This is a genomic window from Ruegeria sp. CJ9 (genome assembly GCF_056536625.1).
The window spans coordinates 1,016,118-1,034,233 of record NZ_JBQFPY010000001.1 but is presented as its reverse complement, the minus strand read 5'-3'; the positions used below and the strand labels follow the sequence as shown (position 1 = coordinate 1,034,233).

Below are 18,116 nucleotides of genomic sequence, written 5' to 3'. Positions count from 1 at the left end.
GCGCCGTCACTTAGTCGCGCGGCCGGGTATTTTCGCCTCGGTCAGCGAGGCATAAGAATAGGCCAGAACGCAGGCTGCGAAGCCTGCCACAAAGCCAAATACCATGGTGTATGAGTTGCTGAGGGCATAGACGGAACTGCCCAAGGCCATGCCGACCGTGCCACCCAACAGTTGAAACGTCATGGATATCCCGCTGGCCTGCCCGTGCAGATCCTGTGGCACGGCAAGCATGATGGTCCGTCGGGGCGGGACAAACAGGAACGGTACGCAACACCCCCACAAAACATAGCCAGCGAAGATCGGCGCCGTGACTTCCAGATGCATTCCCAACGCAACCAGCACGATGGCCAGTGTCCCCAACGCTGTGCCCGTCAGCGATGGGCCGCGCGTGCCAAACCTGTCGGCCACCTTACCGGCCAATGGGGCCACGAAGATCTGCGGAAACGCGATTGGCAAAAGGGCGGCACCGGCGGCCAGCGGTGAAAAGCCAAGTTTGGTTTGAAAATACGACGCGCCGAACACAAACAGGGCAATCTTGCCGAACTGCGCAGTGAACAGGATCATGTTCGAGGCCGCGAAACCCGGCTTTGCAAATAGTGATATTGCAATCAGTGGCGTTTGAATGCGTTGTTCGACCCGGACAAATAGGGCCAGCGCTACGAAGCCTGCAAGAAGCGCCATAATCACCTCGGGCTGGGTCCAGCCCCGATCTGGCCCCTCCATGATCCCGAACACCAGCGCAGCCAGACCCGGCACCAGCAGCAACAGACCCTTCCAGTCAAACCCAAGTACAGGCTGGTGTGGTGGATCACGCCAGTAGGCCCAGGCAATCGCGGCAACAGCCAATACAATTGGCGGGTTGACCCAGAAAATCCAGCGCCACGACAAGTATTCGGTCAGTATGCCTCCGACCAGTGGCCCGAGTGACAGAAAGACTGTTCCGATGCCGCCGTACAGACCAAGGGCAAGACCGCGTTCCTTTTCATCGAAGGACTGGATCAGCACCACCATCGACAAGGGAAAGATCAGCGCAGCACCAACGCCCTGAACCGCGCGGGCCGTCAGCAGCGCCAGGCCGCTCTCGGCAAACCCTCCCAACGCTGAGGATAGACCAAAGATTAAAAGGCCCACGCTCAGCAAAACCCGGATGCCCAAAATGTCGCCCAATCGTCCCGCAGCGCCGGCAAAACAGGCCAACACCAAAAGGTAAATATTGACCACCCAATGCGCATCCAACCGCGACAGATTTAGTTCGGCCCGGATGGTGGGCAACGCGACACTGACGACTGTTTCATCCAGCAATATGACGCCAAGAATGGCCCCCATCGCGCCAAGTATCCACCAGCGGCTGCGATCTTGTGCCTTGGTTTGCATCGGTTTTTCGTCCCACCGTTGATGGATCACCGACCCCATCAGGTCTGGTGCCGGCCCGTTCGTCAAGGCGCACTCCAACAAAAAAGGGCCAGCCAAATGGCCAGCCCTTCGGTGTGAGTGTTGTTAGGTTTACTGCGGAATGTCGCCTTCCAGCCCTTCGACGTAGAAGTTCATCCCTGCCAGTGTACCGTCATCGGCGGTTTCGCCTTCTGCCAGCCAGTCGCTGCCGTCCTGCTTTTTCAGCGGACCCGTGAAGGGGTGGTATTCACCTGCGGCCATGGCGGCCTTCATCGCCAGCGCTTCTTCTTTCACTTCGGCAGGAACCGCGTCCGAGATTTCGCCAATCTCAACCATGCCTTCTTTGATGCCGTCCCAGGTGTTCACAGTTTCCCACGACCCATCCATAACAGCCTGGGTGCGCGCGATGTAATAGGGCGCCCAGTTGTCGATGATCGAGGATACGCGTGGCTTCGGGGCGTATTCGCTCATGTCCGAGGCTTGCCCGAAGGTGATCACGTTGCCTGCCTCTTGCGCGGCCGCCTGCGGTGCGGTCGAGTCGGTGTGCTGCAGGATCACGTCGGCGCCCTGTTCGATCAGAACGGTGGCGGCGTCCGCTTCTTTTGCGGGATCGAACCAAGTGTAGGCCCAGACAATCTTGAACTCGACATCCGGGTTCACCTTCTTGGCGTGAATATAGGCCGAGTTGATGCCGCGGATCACTTCGGGGATCGGGTAGGAACCAATATAGCCGACGATGTTCGACTCGGTCATTTTACCGGCGATGTGGCCCTGAACGGCACGACCTTCATAAAAGCGAGCAGAATAGACCGAGACGTTGTCGGCGGTCTTGTAGCCAGTCGCATGCTCGAACTTCACGTTCGGGAATTTCTTGGCCACGTTGATGGTCGGGTCCATATAGCCGAACGAAGTGGTAAAGATCAGGTCAGCCCCTTCCAGCGCCATCTGAGTCATCACACGTTCAGCGTCCGGGCCTTCGGGCACCGATTCAACGAACACGGTTTCAACCTTGTCACCGAAATGCTCTTCGACCGCCAGACGGCCCTTGTCGTGTTCATAGGTCCAGCCGCCGTCGCCGACGGGGCCGACATAGACGAAACCGACTTTGGTTTTGTCTTCGGCCATGGCGCTTGTCGCCAGACCCAGCGCCATGGCGGCGCTTGCCAAAAGTGATGTGAATTTCATGTGTTACTCCCCAAGTTGGTTTAATTGGCCCCTAGTGTGAGGCATGGAAGATCCGGCCTAGTGAGGCAGGTGCGCTGCTCTTGTCGGCCGAAAGGATCACAAGCACAAGGATCGTGATGATATAGGGCGACATTGCCAGATACTCGACTGGAATGGCAACGCCCGCCGCCTGCAAATTAAGCTGCAACACCGTGATTCCGCCGAACAAATAGGCACCCAGCAAGGCGCGCCATGGCTTCCAGCTGGCGAAGACCACCAGCGCCAGGGCGATCCAGCCGACACCGGCCGTCATACCCTCGGTCCACTGCGGGACGCGGATCAGGCTGATATAGGCTCCGCCGAGGCCCGCGCATGCGCCACCGAACAGGATCGCCATGATGCGGATCTTGATAACCTTGTAACCCAAGGCGTGAGCCGCATCGTGGTTTTCACCCACCGCGCGCAGGATCAAACCGACGCGAGTGTATTTCAGAACGGCCCACACGGCGGCTGTTAGTGCGATACCGACATACAGGATCGGGTCATGCTGGAACAGGATCGGGCCGATCACCGGGATATCGCTGATCACCGGGATGTGGATGTCACCCATGCTGGGCGGCTTGATACCTACATAGCTTTGGCCCAGAAGGGCGCTGAAACCCAGGCCAAACAGGGTTAGGGCCAAACCACTTGCAACCTGATTGGCCAGCGCGAACTGTGTCAGCAGCACAAACAGTAGCGACAGTACGGCGCCGCCGATGGCCGCCGCAATGAACCCCAGCCAGGGTGAGCCGGTTTCGACCGAGATCGCAAATCCGCTGATTGCACCCACGATCATCATACCCTCGACGCCAAGGTTCAGGACGCCTGCTTTCTCGACCACCAACTCTCCGATTGCAGCCAACAGCAGCGGAGTTGCGGCCACCATCAGCGAGGCGATCAGAAGTACGGGATTGATTTCACCTAAATCCATGGGTCACGCCACCTCGCTATGGGCCGCACGGATGCGGTAGTTGGTCAAAAGATCGAAAGCCAGCAGGAAGAACAGAAGCATCCCCTGGAACACCTGAATGGCAGCGGCGGGCAGGCCCAGCTGAGACTGCGCGATTTCACCGCCGATATAAGTCAGCGCCATCAGGCCACCGGCCAGCAGGATACCCACCGGATGCAGACGGCCCAGAAAGGCCACGATGATCGCGGTAAAGCCATAACCGACGTTAAAGTCGATGCTGACCACACCCGAGGGGCCGGACACTTCGAACATGCCCGCAAGCCCGGCCAGCGCGCCGGACAGACCCAGGCAGAACAAGATCAGCCGCGCCGGGTTCACGCCTGCAAACTTTGCCGCGCGAGGGGCTTCTCCGGTCAGCCGGATGTGGAAGCCCAACATGTGCCGGTTCAGCAGGACATAGGCAAAGATCACCGCGATCAGCGCGGTCACGACACCCCAGTGCATCCCGGACCCCGCGATCAGTTCCGCATTATGTGCGCTTTCATAGGATTGCAGGTTACGCGAGCCGGGAAAGCCGAAGCCTTCGGGGTTTTTCAGCAGGCCCAGCGAGACCGAGGCCAGCATCTGTTCGGCCACGTACACCAGCATCAGCGAAACAAGTATTTCATTGGTGCCGAAGCGGACCTTTAGAAAGGCCGGAATGGATGCCCACAACCAACCGCCAAGCGCGCCAGCGATCACCATGATCGGAAAGACGTAAAACGCCTCTAGCGGATAGAAGGCCAAGCCCGCACCGGCCCCAAAGATGGCACCCATGATGTATTGACCCTCGGCCCCGATATTCCAGATACCGGCGCGGAAACCCAGCGATAGGCCAATGGCGATCAGCACCAGAGGTGCCCCTTTCACCAGCAATTGCGGACGGTAATAAAAGGCGAATTCTCCGAACAGAGGTTCCCAGAAAATAGTGCCGATGGCTTCGATCGGGTTCTTACCCAGAATGGCGAACAGAATGCCGCCAAACACCATCGTTGCCAACACCGCCACCAGCGGGGTGGCATAAGACCACGCCTTGGACGGCTGCGGCCGTTTCTCCAACACAATCATCCGCTCATCCCCCTGATTTCATTCTTTTGTAATGGATTAGACATGGGCCACCTCCATGCCATGTGCGCCGCCCATCATCAGGCCAATCTCATCCACGGTCAGGCCGGTGGTTGGGCGCGGCGCGCTCAGACGCCCTTCGTTGAGGGCGGCAAAGCTGTCCGAGATTTCCATTAATTCATCTAGATCTTGGCTAATGCAGATGACTGCGGTTCCTTTGGCCGCCAGGTCCAGAATGGACTGCCGGATCGAGGCTGCAGCCGCCGCGTCCACGCCCCAGGTGGGCTGGTTCACCACCAGAACGTCAGGGTTCTGCAACACCTCGCGTCCGATCACGAATTTCTGCAGGTTGCCGCCTGATAATGACCGCGCCGCATTTTCGGGGCCCGGCGTGCGGACGTCGAAGGCGCTGATGATTTTCTCGGCGAAACTTTTGGTTTCTGACCACTTCAGAAAGCCGTTGCTTTCCAAACCTTCGCGCACCGAACCGGTCAGCAAAGCGTTTTCGGTCAGGCTCATGTCCGGGGCCGCTGCATGGCCCAGCCGTTCTTCGGGCGCGGTCAGCACGCCCAGCTTGCGTCGGGCCGTCGGCCCCAGCTTGCCGATCGGCTGGCCGTTAAACTTGATGGCATCTGCTGTTGTCTGGATTTCACCGGACAGGACGCCCAGCAGTTCATCCTGACCGTTGCCAGCCACACCGCCGACCCCCAGAACCTCGCCCTTACGGACTGTCATGTGAACGTTCTTCAAAGCCGTGCCAAATTCCGAGGGCGACGGAACCGACAGCCCGCTTACATCCAGCGCTACCTCGCCAAATTCACGCCCCGAGCGTTCCGGTGTCTGCAAGGTCGAGCCGACCATCATCTCGGCCATGTCCCGCGCCGAGGTTTCAGAGGGCACACACTCACCTACGTTCTTGCCCAGACGCAAAATGGTGGCATGGTCGCAAAGCGTGCGAATTTCTTCCAGCTTGTGCGAGATATACAGGATCGAGGTGCCCTCGGACCGCAATTTGTTCAGTGTTTCGAACAGGATCTCAACCTCTTGCGGGGTCAGAACCGAGGTCGGCTCGTCCATGATCAGCAGCTTGGGGTCCTGCAACAGGCAGCGGATGATCTCGACCCGCTGACGCTCGCCGGCGGAAAGATCGCCAACGGTGCGGAACGGGTCCAGCGGCAGGCCATAGGTTTCCGACACTTCGCGGATACGCGAGGCCAGATCGCCCATCGGCGGCGGGTTCTCCATCCCCAGCGCGATATTTTCGGCCACGTTCAGCGCGTCAAACAGCGAGAAGTGCTGGAACACCATCGCGATCCCGTCGGCTCGTGCGGCGCGGGGTTCCGGTGGCGCAAAAGCCTGACCGCGCAGCAGCATTGTGCCGCTGTCGGGCTTCACCAGCCCATAGATCATTTTCACCAGCGTGGATTTACCCGCGCCGTTTTCGCCCAGCAGGGCATGAACTTCGCCTTCGCCGATGTCAAAGGACACCTGATCATTGGCCACGACGCCGGGATAGGCCTTGGTTAAACCTTGTAAGCTTAGCAGTGGAGTGGTCACGCGCTCAGGTCCTTTTTCAATTCGTTCTGCCGGGCGGGACGCAGCAGGTCTGCTGCGACGCCAACGGCGATCATCTGCGGGTGTTTGCCCAAGTCGGGGTCGCCGATTGGACAGGTGATCCGGTTAATCCGTTCGGGCATATGCCCCAGCGCTGCCAACCGAGACCGGAATCGCGCCCATTTCGTAGCCGAGCCGATCAGCCCCGCAAAGCGGAAATCGTGTGAAAGCAGCCGGTTGCACAGCTCCAGGTCCAGATTGTGTGAATAAGTCAGCACAAGATGTTCGGCATTGGTCGGCGCGTGGCGCACCAACTCGGCCGGTTTTGCTACCGGAACCACTGTTACTCCGTTTGGAACCGTGTTCGGAAAACGCTCAGGTGCAGTGTCGACCCATGTGATTGCCAGATCGGGCAATGGTGCGAGCACATCCACAAGTGCACGGCCGACATGACCTGCACCCCATATCCACAGATTGCGGGCCGGTTTGTGTACCGGTTCAACCATCCAGCCGTCGATCAGTTGCGGATCGGGCGCGATACCCTGACCGCGCGCAGCCGCCAGCAGGCGTTTGACGGACAGGGGCATGTCACCTCCCGCTGCCGTTCTTGCGATGACCATATCGTCCAGAGCGTCCACCGCGTTGGCGTCAAAGACTTCGCTAAACAACGAGACCGCGCCGCCGCAGCACTGCCCCATGTCTGGGCCAAGCGCATGATGCGTCAGTCGCGAGGATACGATTTGGGTTCGTGCGGCCTGGGCTGCTTCGTATTCAAGTACGCCACCCCCGATTGTACCGCTTTGCCCATCCTTCCAAACCAGCATAGCGGCCCCAACTTCGCGTGGGGACGACCCTTTGATCGCCGCGATGACCACCCGAGTTACTTTCCCGTTGGTTTTGACCGCCTCCCTCAAAGCCTCCAGGTCGAATCCCATCAGATGCCTCCCTTCACCCTTTGGACGCCGCGCCAGACTTCTTCGGCCGTGGCAGGCGCATCCAGTGCCGGGTAGCTGTCTCCACAGGCCGTCACCGCGTTGGACAGTGCCAGCCAGGCGGAAATTCCTAACATAAAGGGCGGCTCACCCACCGCTTTTGAGCGATAGATCGTGTCTTCGCGGTTCTGTCCGTCCCAGAGTGCGACGTTGAAAATGTCGGGTCGGTCCGAACAGGCGGGGATTTTGTAGGTTGACGGTGCATGCGTGCGCAGGTTGCCCTTGTCGTCCCAGACCAGTTCTTCGGTCGTCAGCCAGCCTGCGCCTTGCACATAGCCACCTTCTACCTGCCCGATATCCAGTGCCGGGTTCAGCGACGCACCCGCATCATGCAGGATGTCGGTGCGCAGAATGCGGTTCTCTCCGGTCAATGTGTCGACGGCAACCTCGGTGATCGAAGCGCCATAAGCAAAGTAGTAAAACGGGCGGCCCCGGCCCTTGATCCGGTCCCATTCGATCTTAGGCGTCTTGTAGAACCCGGTTGCCGACAGACTGATGCGCCCTTGATACGCCAATGCAGCGGCTTCAGCGAAGGTATAGCGTTCTTCGCCGACCGAGACGTGGCCATCCGTGAAGGTAACGCTGGACGGATCAGCCTGATGCCGTTCGGCCAGATAGTCGGCCATCCGATCGCGGATCGTGTCGCACGCGGCCTTCACCGCCATGCCGTTCAAGTCACTGCCCGAAGACGCGGCCGTGGCAGAGGTATTCGGCACCTTGGCCGTGTCTGTGGCGGTGATCTTTACCAACTCGAGCGGAATGCCAAAGCGCGAGGCCGCAACCTGCGCGACTTTCTGGAACAGGCCCTGGCCCATTTCTGTGCCGCCATGGTTCAAGTGGACCGAACCGTCCTGATACACATGCACCAGCGCACCCGCCTGGTTCAGGTGGGTCAGCGTGAAGGAAATCCCGAATTTCACCGGAGAGAAGGCGATGCCTTTCTTGATCACGCTGTTTTCGGCGTTCCACGCCGCGATCGCCGTCTTGCGCGCGGCATAGTCGCTGGATTTCAGCAGCGCTTCGGTCATGCCGTGCAGTTCGAAATCGGTGACTTCCATGCCGTAGGGCGTTGTATTGCCGCCTTCCGGCACCGGGCGCACGGGCGGAGCGGTCTCAACCTGCTCAACAGCGCCAAGGCTTGTCAGATCCTCATGCGGATCGACGCGTTCCAACGGACGCTTCGCCAGATGTTCAGGTTCCATGGTTGGCGGATGGGCAGGGTCGTAATAGTTCCGGCGGCGCAGCTCGACCGGGTCCAGACCCAATTCATAAGCGGCGTGGTCCATGACCCGTTCAATCGCGATCATGCCCTGCGGGCCGCCAAATCCGCGGTAGGCGGTGGCGGATTGGGTGTTGGTTTTCAGCCGGTGGCTTTCAATCCGCGCATTGGGCAACAGATAGGCATTATCCGAATGCAGCATGGCACGGTCAGCGACCGGCAGGGACAGGTCCTGCGCCCAGCCGCAGATGGCGTATTGCAGGAAGGACACGCCCTGAATATGGCCATGCTCATCAAAGCCTGCGCGATACGAAATCCGGAACGCATGGCGCTTGCCGGTGATGACCATGTCATCGTCGCGGTCATAGCGCATCTTGCAGGCCTTGCCGGTTACACGCGCGGCAATGGCACAGGCCACGGCCAGCGCGTTGCCCTGGCTTTCCTTGCCGCCGAACCCTCCGCCCATGCGGCGGGTTTCGACCCGTACGGCGTGCATTGGAACGCCCAAAGCGTCAGCAACCTTGTGCTGAATCTCGGTCGGGTGCTGGGTCGAGGAATGCACCAGCATATCCGCACCTTCGTTCGGCACGGCCAGGGCGGCCTGACCTTCCAGATAGAAATGTTCCTGCCCGCCGAGCTCAAAGCCCCCGTCGATAACATGGGTCGCGCCCGCGATAGCCGCATCCGCGTCGCCCTTGGCATAAATGCGCGGGCCTTCCTCGAACCGGCTATTGGCAGCAAGCGCCTCTTCGACCGTCAGGATTGGGATTTCTTCGTCATAGTCGATCTTGCCCAGCCGTGCGGCCTTGCGGGCGGCCAGATGGCTGTTGGCGACCACCAGAAAAACGGGTTGGCCGATATAGTGAACGGTGCCGTCAGACAGCAGCGGCTCATCATGGATCGAGGGCGAGACATCGTTGGCAAAAGGCAGGTCTTCGGCCGTCATGACCATCTCGACGCCTTCGGCTGCTTTGACCGCGGACAATTCCATCGCGGTGATCTTGCCCTTGGCAATCGGGCTCATACCGAACGCCAGATACAGCGTTCCCTTGGGCGTCGGAATGTCATCTACGTAGCGGGCGGTGCCGGACACATGAAGCGGCGCTGCGTCGTGGGGGAGGGGTTTTGTCACGCTCATGCCGACACCTCCAGCACGTTGGTCACGTGGCCCTGATCTTCAAGGTAATACCTTTCCAGCAGCGCCTTGGCCGTCTCAAGCCGATAGGTGGCCGAGGCGCGCATATCCGTCATTGGTGTGAAGTCATCGTCAAAGGCCAGCATCGCAGTATGCACCGTTTCACGTGTCCATGGATTGCCGTTCAACGCGGCCTCGACTTGAGTGGCGCGTTTTGGGACGCCGGCCATGCCACCAAAGGCGATGCGCGCCTGGTCGACGACACCATTTGAAACGGTGATGTTGAAACAGCCACACACGGCCGAGATATCCTGATCGAACCGTTTGCTGATCTTATAAGCCTTCAGGCGATCCGCCTGACGGGGGAAGCTGACGGCCTCAACAAACTCGCTGGGGCTGCGGTCCTGCTTGCCGTAGTCGATGAAGAACTCCTCCAGCGGTATCGAACGGCGGTCGTTGCCCTTGCGCAGATGCAGGGTGGCGTTCAGGGCAATCAGCGCGGGCGGGTTGTCCCCGATTGGGGAGCCATTGGCGATGTTGCCGCCGACGGTGGCCGCGTGGCGCACCTGAACGCTGGCATAACGGCGGATCATCTCGGCGTACGAGGGGTGCAGATCGGTCAGCGCCTCGCCCATGCGGTTCATATCGACCATGGCCCCAAAACGAATTTCATCGTCCGCTATTGTAATGTCTTTCAGATCGTCACAGCGATTCAGGAAGATCACCGGATCAAGATCGCGCAATTGCTTGGTGACCCACAGCCCTACATCGGTTGCGCCCGCGACCAAAATGGCATCTGGGTGTTCGGCATAGACCGCGGCCAATTCGTCAGAGGAGCCCGGCAGCATGGGCATCGTGGCAGATGTAGAACCAGGTTTGTCCTTGACCCAAACGGGCACGGGGTGTTCTTCGGCGGCTTTTGCTGCCCGAATGATCGGGGCGTATCCGGTGCAGCGACAAAGGTTCCCCGCCAACTGCGTGTCATGGTCCTTTGCGCCGCTCGAATGGCTGGCCACCATCGACATCACGAAACCGGGGGTGCAAAAGCCGCATTGCGATCCATGCAGATCAACCATGGCCTGCTGCACCGGATGGGCTTCGCCATTTGGGCCACTTGCACCTTCGACGGTACGAACCGCTTTGCCGTGCAGTTGCGGTAAAAACAGGATGCAGGAATTCAGCGCCTTGGCGCCGCCTTCATCCGTGACCATGACGGTGCAAGCCCCGCAATCACCTTCGTTGCAGCCTTCCTTGGTGCCGGTCAGGCCCCGATCCTCGCGCAGCCAATCCAGCAGGGTCGCTGTCGGATTGACATCCGCCAGTTCCACTGTCTCTCCGTTCAGAAGAAACGTGATATCCATTCGAGAAACCCGTCGCCTTACCCGGTTGCGCCCCTGTGGCCCTCCTTCGATGCGACGTAGAAAGAGTGGCGGGCGGAAAGCTTGCCATTAGATGTTAGAAACAGGGCAGGTTATCTGGCAAGAAAAACTGCTTATATGATGTACCATTAGGGCCGTTTTGCGAAAAAACACCGGGTTTCTGTAATATTCAGGCATCTGAAATTAAAGTGTTTTCTGTCAATCCAACGAATTTCTGCCCGAAGCACCTTCTGTAAAAACCGAACAATCGGTTTTGATTTTTTAAGCTTTCAAAAGCATCGGTTCCCGCTTTTGCCGCGCCGCTGGCTGGGATAGCGTAGGCGGTATGAGCAGCACCACACGATTCATTCACCTCCGCGTTCACACCGAATATTCCCTGCTGGAAGGCGCCGTACGGCTGAAAAAACTGCCCGCATTATGCGAAAAAATGGAGATGCCAGCCGTCGCCGTGACCGACACCAACAGCATGTTTTCGGCTTTGGAGTTTTCGGTCACCGCAAGCGGGGCAGGGGTGCAACCGATTATGGGGTGCCAGGTTGATCTGACCTATGTGCATGCGCAGCCAGGTGAAAAGCCGAAAATCCCGGCTCCGCTGGTGCTGCTGGCGCAGTCCGAGGTCGGATATGAGAACCTGATGAAGCTGAGTTCCTGTCTTTACGTGGACAAGGGCGGACAGCTTCCGCAGGTCACCTTGGAAGAACTGGCACAGCACTCGGACGGCCTGATCTGCCTGACAGGTGGGCCGGACGGGCCGGTGGGTATGTTGCTGCAGCAAGGCCAACGCCCGGCGGCTGAGGCTTTGGTGGATCGGCTGGCGGGCATGTTCCCTGATCGTCTTTACATCGAGTTGCAACGCCATCCGGGTGAGGGTGGCCAGCCCGAGGCCGAACACCTGACCGAGCGTGGGCATGTCGAAATGGCCTATGCCAAGAACCTGCCGCTGGTCGCCACCAATGATGTCTTTTTTCCCACTTCGGACATGTACGAGGCCCATGATGCGCTGATCTGTATTTCGGAAGGGGCGTATGTCGATCAGCAGGACGGACGCCGCCGTCTGACTGCGCAGCATTACTTCAAGTCGCAGCAGGAAATGGTGACATTGTTTGCCGATTTGCCCGAGGCGATCGAGAATACGGTGGAAATCGCCAAACGGTGCGCCTTCATGGCCTATCGCCGCGACCCGATCCTGCCGAAATTCGCCGATGACGAGGTCGCCGAACTGCGCCGCATCGCCAATGAAGGTCTGCAAAAACGTCTGGTAGTTATCCCGCATGCGGTGACGCCCGAGGAATATCAGGAACGGTTGGATTTCGAATTGGACATCATCGAAGGCATGGGGTTTCCCGGCTATTTCCTGATCGTTGCTGACTTTATCCAATGGGCGAAAGACGAAGACATTCCGGTGGGGCCGGGGCGGGGTTCGGGTGCGGGCTCGCTGGTGGCTTATGCTCTGACGATCACGGACCTTGATCCGCTACGTTATTCACTGCTGTTCGAACGGTTCCTGAACCCCGAACGGGTTTCAATGCCCGACTTCGATATCGACTTTTGTATGGACCGCCGTGAAGAAGTGATCCGCTACGTGCAGCAGAAATACGGCCGCGATAAGGTGGGGCAGATCATCACTTTTGGTGCCTTGCTGTCCAAGGCCGCCGTGCGCGATATCGGGCGAGTGTTACAGATGCCCTATGGCCAGGTGGATCGTCTGTCCAAGATGATCCCGGTCGAGGGTGTCAAACCCGTCTCCATCGAAAAAGCGTTGAAAGACGAACCCCGCCTGCGCGAAGAGGCCCGCAGTGAAGAGGTCGTGGACCGGCTGCTTACCTATGGCCAGCAGGTCGAGGGTCTGTTGCGGAACGCCTCGACCCACGCGGCGGGGGTAGTGATTGGGGACCGTCCGCTGGACGCGCTGGTGCCGCTGTATCAAGATCCGCGCTCGGATATGCCTGCAACCCAATTCAATATGAAATGGGTGGAACAGGCCGGTCTCGTCAAGTTCGACTTCTTGGGTCTGAAAACCCTGACCGTAATCCAGAATGCGATGGATCTGATCTTCAAATCCGGTCGACCCCTGCACATCGCCGCCGATAGCACGGAACTGTATGAGCCCGCCGAGGGGGCCGAAAACCAGATCAACGCTATCCCGCTGGATGACGAAGCGACGTATAAGCTCTATTCAGCCGCCAAGACGGTGGCGGTGTTCCAGGTGGAATCGTCGGGTATGATGGATGCGCTGAAACGCATGAAGCCCACGTGTATTGAGGATATCGTGGCGCTTGTGGCGCTCTATCGCCCGGGGCCAATGGAGAACATCCCCACTTACTGCGAGGTCAAGAATGGTCTTCGAAAGATTGAATCCGTACATCCTCTGATCGACCACATCCTTGAGGAAACCCAAGGCATCATCGTCTATCAGGAACAAGTGATGCAGATCGCGCAGGTGATGGCTGGGTACAGCCTTGGTGGCGCGGACCTGTTGCGCCGCGCGATGGGTAAGAAGATCAAAGAGGCGATGGATGCCGAACGCCCCAAATTCGAAAAGGGCGCGGGTGAGAATGGCGTGGATGCCAAGAAAGCCTCTGAGGTTTTCGACCTGTTGGAAAAATTCGCCAACTATGGTTTCAACAAGTCCCACGCCGCTGCCTATGCGGTGGTCAGCTATCAAACCGGTTGGCTAAAGGCGAACCACCCGGTCGAGTTTATGGCGGGTGTCATGAACTGCGATATCCATCTGACCGACAAACTGGCCGTGTATTTCGAAGAGGTTCGCAAGGGGTTAGAGCTGCCCTACGTGCCGCCCTGCGTGAACCGATCCCTGTCAACCTTTGATGTGGTCGACGGGCAGTTGGTCTATGCGCTGGGCGCGCTCAAGAACGTGGGCGCCGAGGCCATGACCCTCGTGGTTGATGGCCGCGGTGATAAGCCATTCGTCAACCTGTTCGACTTTGCCCGCCGTGTGGACCTGAAAAAAGTCGGCAAACGCCCGCTTGAAATGCTGGCGCGGGCCGGAGCATTCGACCAGCTTGATAAAAACCGCCGCCGTGTGTTCGAAAGCCTTGATCCGCTGGTACAGTACTCGGCGGCGATCCACGACCAAAAGAACTCGAACCAGGTTTCACTATTTGGCGAAGCAGGCGATGACTTGCCCGAACCCCGCTTGTCGCAAACGCCGGACTGGCTGCCTGCAGAACGCCTCAGCGAAGAGTTCAAAGCCATCGGTTTCTATCTGTCCGGTCACCCGCTGGACGACTATATGCCCGCGCTGAAACGCAAGAAGGTCATGACATTGGATGAGGTGACGGAACAGGCGCGCTCGGGCCCGTTCATTGCCAAGATGGCCGGTGTGGTGTCTGGGCGTCAGGAACGCAAATCGGCCAAGGGCAACCGCTTTGCCTTTGCGCAATTGTCTGACCCAAGTGGGGCGTTTGAGGTCACGCTGTTTTCGGAAACACTGGAGAAATCGCGCGAGTTTCTAGAGACCGGATCGCAAGTGGTGCTGACCGTCAAAGCCGAAATGGAATCCGATCAGCTCAAGTTGCTTGCGAATTCTGTTGGGCCGGTTGATTCTGTAGTTGCCGAAGCAGGCGCAACGGGGTTGCGAATATTTGTTGACGTCCCCGAGGTGCTTCCGACGGTCGCCAAGGTTCTAGAAGACGCGGCTGGTGCAGCCAAGCGCGCGGCCAAAGGGCCGATCCACATCTGTCTGCTGGATCCCGGTCTGCCGGGGGATGTTGAGATGGATCTGGGACAGGATTTCCCAATCAATCCGCAGATCAAGGGGGCCATTAAATCTTTGGATGGCGTCACCATGGTCGAGGAAATCTGACCCACCCTTTTGTTGCCACAGTGTTTTTGCGCCGCTAGGCTGGACTTATGCCCCGTTTCGGGGTGTGTCACAGGAGGGCACAGCTATGGCAATTACAGCTATTGGGTTCAGAACATTTGCATTGGCAGCCGCTGCGTCACTGGCGGTGGCGTCCGGGTCGCTGGCAGATGACAAGGATGACAAGAAGAAAAAGCAAACGATCGAAGGGGCTTTGATCGGAGCGGGCGTGGGTGCGTTGATCGGCGACGGCAAGGGTGCAGCCATCGGTGGCGTGGCCGGGGCCATTATCGGACATAACTGGAAGTGATTGTGATGCGGTTTGTTAGATTCAGAATGCTTGTTTGCGCCGCGATCCTGGCGGCCCCGTGTTTGGCGACGGCCGATGAGACTGCTGAACAGATGGTCCAGGACGCATTGCCTGTGATGCACTATACCTGCGCCTCGATTGCCGAGGAGGCGGACGGGGATGAAGCCTTTGTTGTAGAGGTTGTTGGTAAGATGACGGCCCTATCGCTCTACAACCGCCAGATCAATATCGAAGATCACGCGACCACGGACGAAGAAAAGGCCCAACTGCGTGAAGCTTTCATAGCCGCACTGTCGGAAGGCTGCGCCGCGGATAAGCATGCCCTCTTGGGCGGGGTGGTCGACAATGCGGTGAAAACGACGCTGGGTCTGTGATCAACGGTTTTCCGTATCTCTGACCAGATTTCTGGATTGAGAATTCAGTCGGGTGACCGAAGTGCGGGCAGCCCGACGCCAGTGCTCTCGAACCCGCCATCGGACGCAATCACTTGGCCAGTTACATAGCTGGCCTTGTCCGAGCAAAGAAATAAGATCACCTGAGCGATCTCTTCTTCCGAACCATAACGGTTCAGCGGAATGGCGTCATGATACGCGTTGATGATTTCGGGTGTGTGAACGGCCATCGCCAGCTTGGTACGAACCGGGCCGGGACAGACGCAATTGGCTCGAATCCCGTATTCTCCCAATTCTGCGGCTTGCTGTTTGGTCAGGTGGATGACGCCAGCTTTTGAAGTGCCGTACGCAACACGTAGGGTGCTGGCCCGCAGTCCCGAGATCGAGGCGATATTGACAATAGAGCCCCGGCTTTCGCGAAGGGCTGGAATTGAAGCCTGTGAAACCAGAAACACACCGTCAAGATTGGTTTCCATGACGCGGCGCCACACCGCAAAGTCGTGTTGCTCGATTGGTCCAAATTCGGCGATACCCGCATTGTTCACCACGGCGTCAATTCGTCCAAAATTTGACATAACGGCCTGTATTGTATCGTCCACCTGATCTGGATCTGAAACATCGGCAACAATCGGCATCGTGCCATCAAGATTGCTCGCCGCCTCGGTCAATGCTTCCGCATCACGATCGACCATCGCCACGTGCCACCCGTCCTGGAGAAACAGTCTTGAGGTGGCCAGCCCAATACCGCGCGCGGCACCGGTAACCAGAGCGAGTTTTTTGACCATTAATTTTCTCCGGTTATTTGGTTGCTGTGAATGCAACCCGTTTCACCAATGAGACTGAAGAAATAGAATTTCAGCCTCTTGATAAAGGCGGTACACAAAAAGCGCTCAATAATGCGGCGGACGTTCGTCTCCGAACACAACACCACCTGATCCTTCCTGCGCCCGTTCGCCTTCGCGACGCATCAGCATCTCGACCCGGCGGGTCAGGCGGTCGATCTCGGATTGCTGGCGGGTGACAACCGTGTTTAGTTCTTCGACCGTGCGGGTCAGATGGGCGATCTGCTCTTCCAAATGCTGCATGGGAGACTCCTTCTTTGCCGGTCATAGCGACACGTGAGGCCCAAGGCCAGCGAAAGCGCGCCTTGCCCCGATGCGGACCATGGGATAGACCGCGCGCGGAACACTAAACGCCCAAGGACGCCCCACATGGCCAAGCCCAAGAAACAGCCCCGCCCCAAGGCAGTAACGCCAAAAGGGTTCCGCGACTATTTCGGCCAGGAAGTCACGCAGCGCACCGAGATGCTGCGGGCTATTGCGGACGTCTATCATCGATATGGTTTTGATGCCTTAGAGAGCAGCGCGGTTGAGACCGTTGAGGCGCTGGGCAAGTTCCTTCCCGACGTAGATCGCCCGAACGAGGGTGTGTTCGCGTGGCAGGAAGTGGACGAGAATGACAAGGGCGACTGGATGGCCCTGCGCTATGACCTGACCGCGCCACTAGCCCGTGTCTATGCGCAGCACCGCAATGATCTACCGACACCTTATCGCCGCTATGCGATGGGCCCGGTCTGGCGCAACGAAAAGCCGGGTCCGGGACGCTATCGTCAGTTTTACCAGTGTGACGCGGATACTGTGGGTACGGCCTCGATGGCGGCCGATTCCGAGATTTGCGCCATGTTGTCGGACACGCTGGAAACCGTGGGCATCCCGCGCGGCGACTACTTGGTACGGGTCAACAACCGCAAAGTTCTGAACGGCGTGCTTGAGGCGATGGGACTGGGCGAAGACGCTGCTGCCCGCGACAATGTCCTGCGCACCATCGACAAGTTCGACAAGGTGGGTGAGCAGGGCGTGCGCGAGTTGCTGACCAAAGGCCGTCTGGATGCCTCGGGGGCGTTTATCGACGGCGTGGGCCTCAGCGACGATCAGGCCGAACCAGTGATTGCTTTCCTGACTTCGAAAGCCGCAGACACCGCTGGGACATTGGCCAACCTGCGTGCTGCTGTCGGTGACAGCAAGATCGGTGCCGATGGTATTGCCGAACTGGAACAGATCGGCGCGTTGCTGGATGCGGGCGGCTACGGTGCGGATCGGATCGAGATTGACCCTTCAGTCGTGCGTGGCCTCGGTTACTATACCGGGCCGGTGTATGAGGCCGAACTGACCTTTGAGATTTTCGACGAGAAAGGCCGCAAGCGGCAGTTTGGGTCGGTCTCTGGTGGTGGTCGCTATGACGATCTGGTCAAGCGATTTACCGGGCAGGAAGTGCCTGCGACCGGTATTTCCATCGGCGTCGACCGTTTGCTGGCCGCGTTGCGCGAAAAGGGTCGGATCGCTGCGCAGGCGACAGGCCCCGTCGTTGTGACTGTCATGGACCGGGATCGGATGGCCGACTATCAGACCATGGTGGCCGAGCTGCGCAATGCTGGCATCCGGGCCGAGGTCTATCTGGGCAATCCCAAGAACTTTGGCAATCAGCTGAAATATGCGGATAAGAGGAACTCTCCGATCGCGGTGATTGAAGGCGGCGATGAAAAGGCCAATGGCATCGTACAGATCAAAGACCTGATCCTGGGTGCGAAGATCGCCGAAAGCGCCACGCTGGAGGAATGGAAAGAACGCCCAAGCCAGTTCGAAGTGCCGCGTGGCGATCTGGTCGCCAAGGTGCGCGAAATTCTGGACAGTCAGGACTGAT

General features: G+C 58.7%; 14 protein-coding genes. 4 read left to right on the top strand and 10 right to left on the bottom strand.

All coding sequences use genetic code 11. The features are described from left to right. Nucleotides 1-6: 6 nt before the first annotated feature. The 8 genes from ACR0AJ_RS05180 to ACR0AJ_RS05145 form a co-directional block, all read right to left on the bottom strand. Complete coding sequence (locus ACR0AJ_RS05180; RefSeq protein ID WP_480740260.1) at nt 7-1,440, bottom strand: MFS transporter; 1,434 nt, start codon at nt 1,438-1,440, stop codon at nt 7-9. A 63-nt stretch (nt 1,441-1,503) separates the two neighbouring features. After that, nucleotides 1,504-2,577, bottom strand: a complete 1,074-nt coding sequence (locus tag ACR0AJ_RS05175) for a BMP family ABC transporter substrate-binding protein (RefSeq protein WP_170347786.1) — start codon at nt 2,575-2,577, stop codon at nt 1,504-1,506. Nucleotides 2,578-2,608: 31 nt separating this feature from the next. Continuing rightward, entirely contained in the window at nt 2,609-3,529 is a 921-nt protein-coding gene (locus tag ACR0AJ_RS05170) for an ABC transporter permease (protein WP_170374180.1), read from the bottom strand. Between the two features lie 3 nt (nt 3,530-3,532). Next, entirely contained in the window at nt 3,533-4,615 is a 1,083-nt protein-coding gene (locus ACR0AJ_RS05165) for an ABC transporter permease (protein ID WP_170360597.1), read from the bottom strand. Between the two features lie 36 nt (nt 4,616-4,651). Next, nucleotides 4,652-6,169, bottom strand: a complete 1,518-nt coding sequence (locus ACR0AJ_RS05160; RefSeq protein ID WP_170347790.1) for an ABC transporter ATP-binding protein — start codon at nt 6,167-6,169, stop codon at nt 4,652-4,654. Further along, nucleotides 6,166-7,101, bottom strand: a complete 936-nt coding sequence (gene xdhC, locus ACR0AJ_RS05155) for a xanthine dehydrogenase accessory protein XdhC (protein ID WP_170347791.1) — start codon at nt 7,099-7,101, stop codon at nt 6,166-6,168. Before xdhC ends, ACR0AJ_RS05160 begins: the two co-directional genes overlap by 4 nt. Then, entirely contained in the window at nt 7,101-9,515 is a 2,415-nt protein-coding gene (xdhB, locus tag ACR0AJ_RS05150) for a xanthine dehydrogenase molybdopterin binding subunit (protein WP_480740257.1), read from the bottom strand. The genes xdhC and xdhB overlap by 1 nt, the downstream gene beginning before the upstream one ends. Next, nucleotides 9,512-10,873 carry a xanthine dehydrogenase small subunit gene (locus ACR0AJ_RS05145; RefSeq protein ID WP_480662503.1) on the bottom strand — a complete coding sequence of 454 codons (1,362 nt, stop codon included), beginning with the start codon at nt 10,871-10,873 and terminating at the stop codon, nt 9,512-9,514. The genes xdhB and ACR0AJ_RS05145 overlap by 4 nt, the downstream gene beginning before the upstream one ends. 343 nt (nt 10,874-11,216) lie before the next feature. Between ACR0AJ_RS05145 and dnaE the strand changes: the two genes are divergently transcribed. The 3 genes from dnaE (at nt 11,217) to ACR0AJ_RS05130 (ending at nt 15,398) form a co-directional block, all read left to right on the top strand. Continuing rightward, nucleotides 11,217-14,717 (top strand): DNA polymerase III subunit alpha, encoded by a 3,501-nt coding sequence (gene dnaE, locus ACR0AJ_RS05140; protein ID WP_480662501.1) that lies wholly within the window; start codon nt 11,217-11,219, stop codon nt 14,715-14,717. Nucleotides 14,718-14,802: 85 nt separating this feature from the next. Further along, nucleotides 14,803-15,024 (top strand): YMGG-like glycine zipper-containing protein, encoded by a 222-nt coding sequence (locus tag ACR0AJ_RS05135; RefSeq protein WP_170347795.1) that lies wholly within the window; start codon nt 14,803-14,805, stop codon nt 15,022-15,024. A 5-nt stretch (nt 15,025-15,029) separates the two neighbouring features. After that, nucleotides 15,030-15,398: a YmgD family protein gene (locus ACR0AJ_RS05130; RefSeq protein ID WP_254440162.1), complete on the top strand. Its 369-nt coding sequence runs from the start codon at nt 15,030-15,032 to the stop codon at nt 15,396-15,398. Between the two features lie 44 nt (nt 15,399-15,442). Here ACR0AJ_RS05130 and ACR0AJ_RS05125 read toward each other — a convergent pair whose 3' ends face one another. After that, on the bottom strand, nt 15,443-16,201 hold the full coding sequence (locus ACR0AJ_RS05125; protein WP_170347796.1) for an SDR family NAD(P)-dependent oxidoreductase: 759 nt from the start codon (nt 16,199-16,201) through the stop codon (nt 15,443-15,445). A 105-nt stretch (nt 16,202-16,306) separates the two neighbouring features. Continuing rightward, nucleotides 16,307-16,501, bottom strand: a complete 195-nt coding sequence (locus tag ACR0AJ_RS05120; RefSeq protein WP_170347797.1) for a SlyX family protein — start codon at nt 16,499-16,501, stop codon at nt 16,307-16,309. A 126-nt stretch (nt 16,502-16,627) separates the two neighbouring features. Here ACR0AJ_RS05120 and hisS point away from each other — a divergent pair, with 126 nt between their 5' ends. Next, on the top strand, nt 16,628-18,115 hold the full coding sequence (hisS, locus tag ACR0AJ_RS05115) for a histidine--tRNA ligase (protein ID WP_480740255.1): 1,488 nt from the start codon (nt 16,628-16,630) through the stop codon (nt 18,113-18,115). Nucleotide 18,116: the final 1 nt, after the last annotated feature.

Excerpts from the sequence above, each read along its gene's own strand:
- ACR0AJ_RS05175 (WP_170347786.1), bottom strand. The coding sequence starts at position 2,577 with ATGAAATTCACATCACTTTTGGCAAGCGCCGCCATGGCGCTGGGTCTG.
- ACR0AJ_RS05170 (WP_170374180.1), bottom strand. The coding sequence starts at position 3,529 with ATGGATTTAGGTGAAATCAATCCCGTACTTCTGATCGCCTCGCTGATG.
- ACR0AJ_RS05165 (WP_170360597.1), bottom strand. The coding sequence starts at position 4,615 with ATGATTGTGTTGGAGAAACGGCCGCAGCCGTCCAAGGCGTGGTCTTAT.
- xdhC (WP_170347791.1), bottom strand. The coding sequence starts at position 7,101 with ATGGGATTCGACCTGGAGGCTTTGAGGGAGGCGGTCAAAACCAACGGG.
- xdhB (WP_480740257.1), bottom strand. The coding sequence starts at position 9,515 with ATGAGCGTGACAAAACCCCTCCCCCACGACGCAGCGCCGCTTCATGTG.
- ACR0AJ_RS05145 (WP_480662503.1), bottom strand. The coding sequence starts at position 10,873 with ATGGATATCACGTTTCTTCTGAACGGAGAGACAGTGGAACTGGCGGAT.
- dnaE (WP_480662501.1), top strand. The coding sequence starts at position 11,217 with ATGAGCAGCACCACACGATTCATTCACCTCCGCGTTCACACCGAATAT.
- ACR0AJ_RS05135 (WP_170347795.1), top strand. The coding sequence starts at position 14,803 with ATGGCAATTACAGCTATTGGGTTCAGAACATTTGCATTGGCAGCCGCT.
- ACR0AJ_RS05130 (WP_254440162.1), top strand. The coding sequence starts at position 15,030 with ATGCGGTTTGTTAGATTCAGAATGCTTGTTTGCGCCGCGATCCTGGCG.
- ACR0AJ_RS05125 (WP_170347796.1), bottom strand. The coding sequence starts at position 16,201 with ATGGTCAAAAAACTCGCTCTGGTTACCGGTGCCGCGCGCGGTATTGGG.
- ACR0AJ_RS05120 (WP_170347797.1), bottom strand. The coding sequence starts at position 16,501 with ATGCAGCATTTGGAAGAGCAGATCGCCCATCTGACCCGCACGGTCGAA.
- hisS (WP_480740255.1), top strand. The coding sequence starts at position 16,628 with ATGGCCAAGCCCAAGAAACAGCCCCGCCCCAAGGCAGTAACGCCAAAA.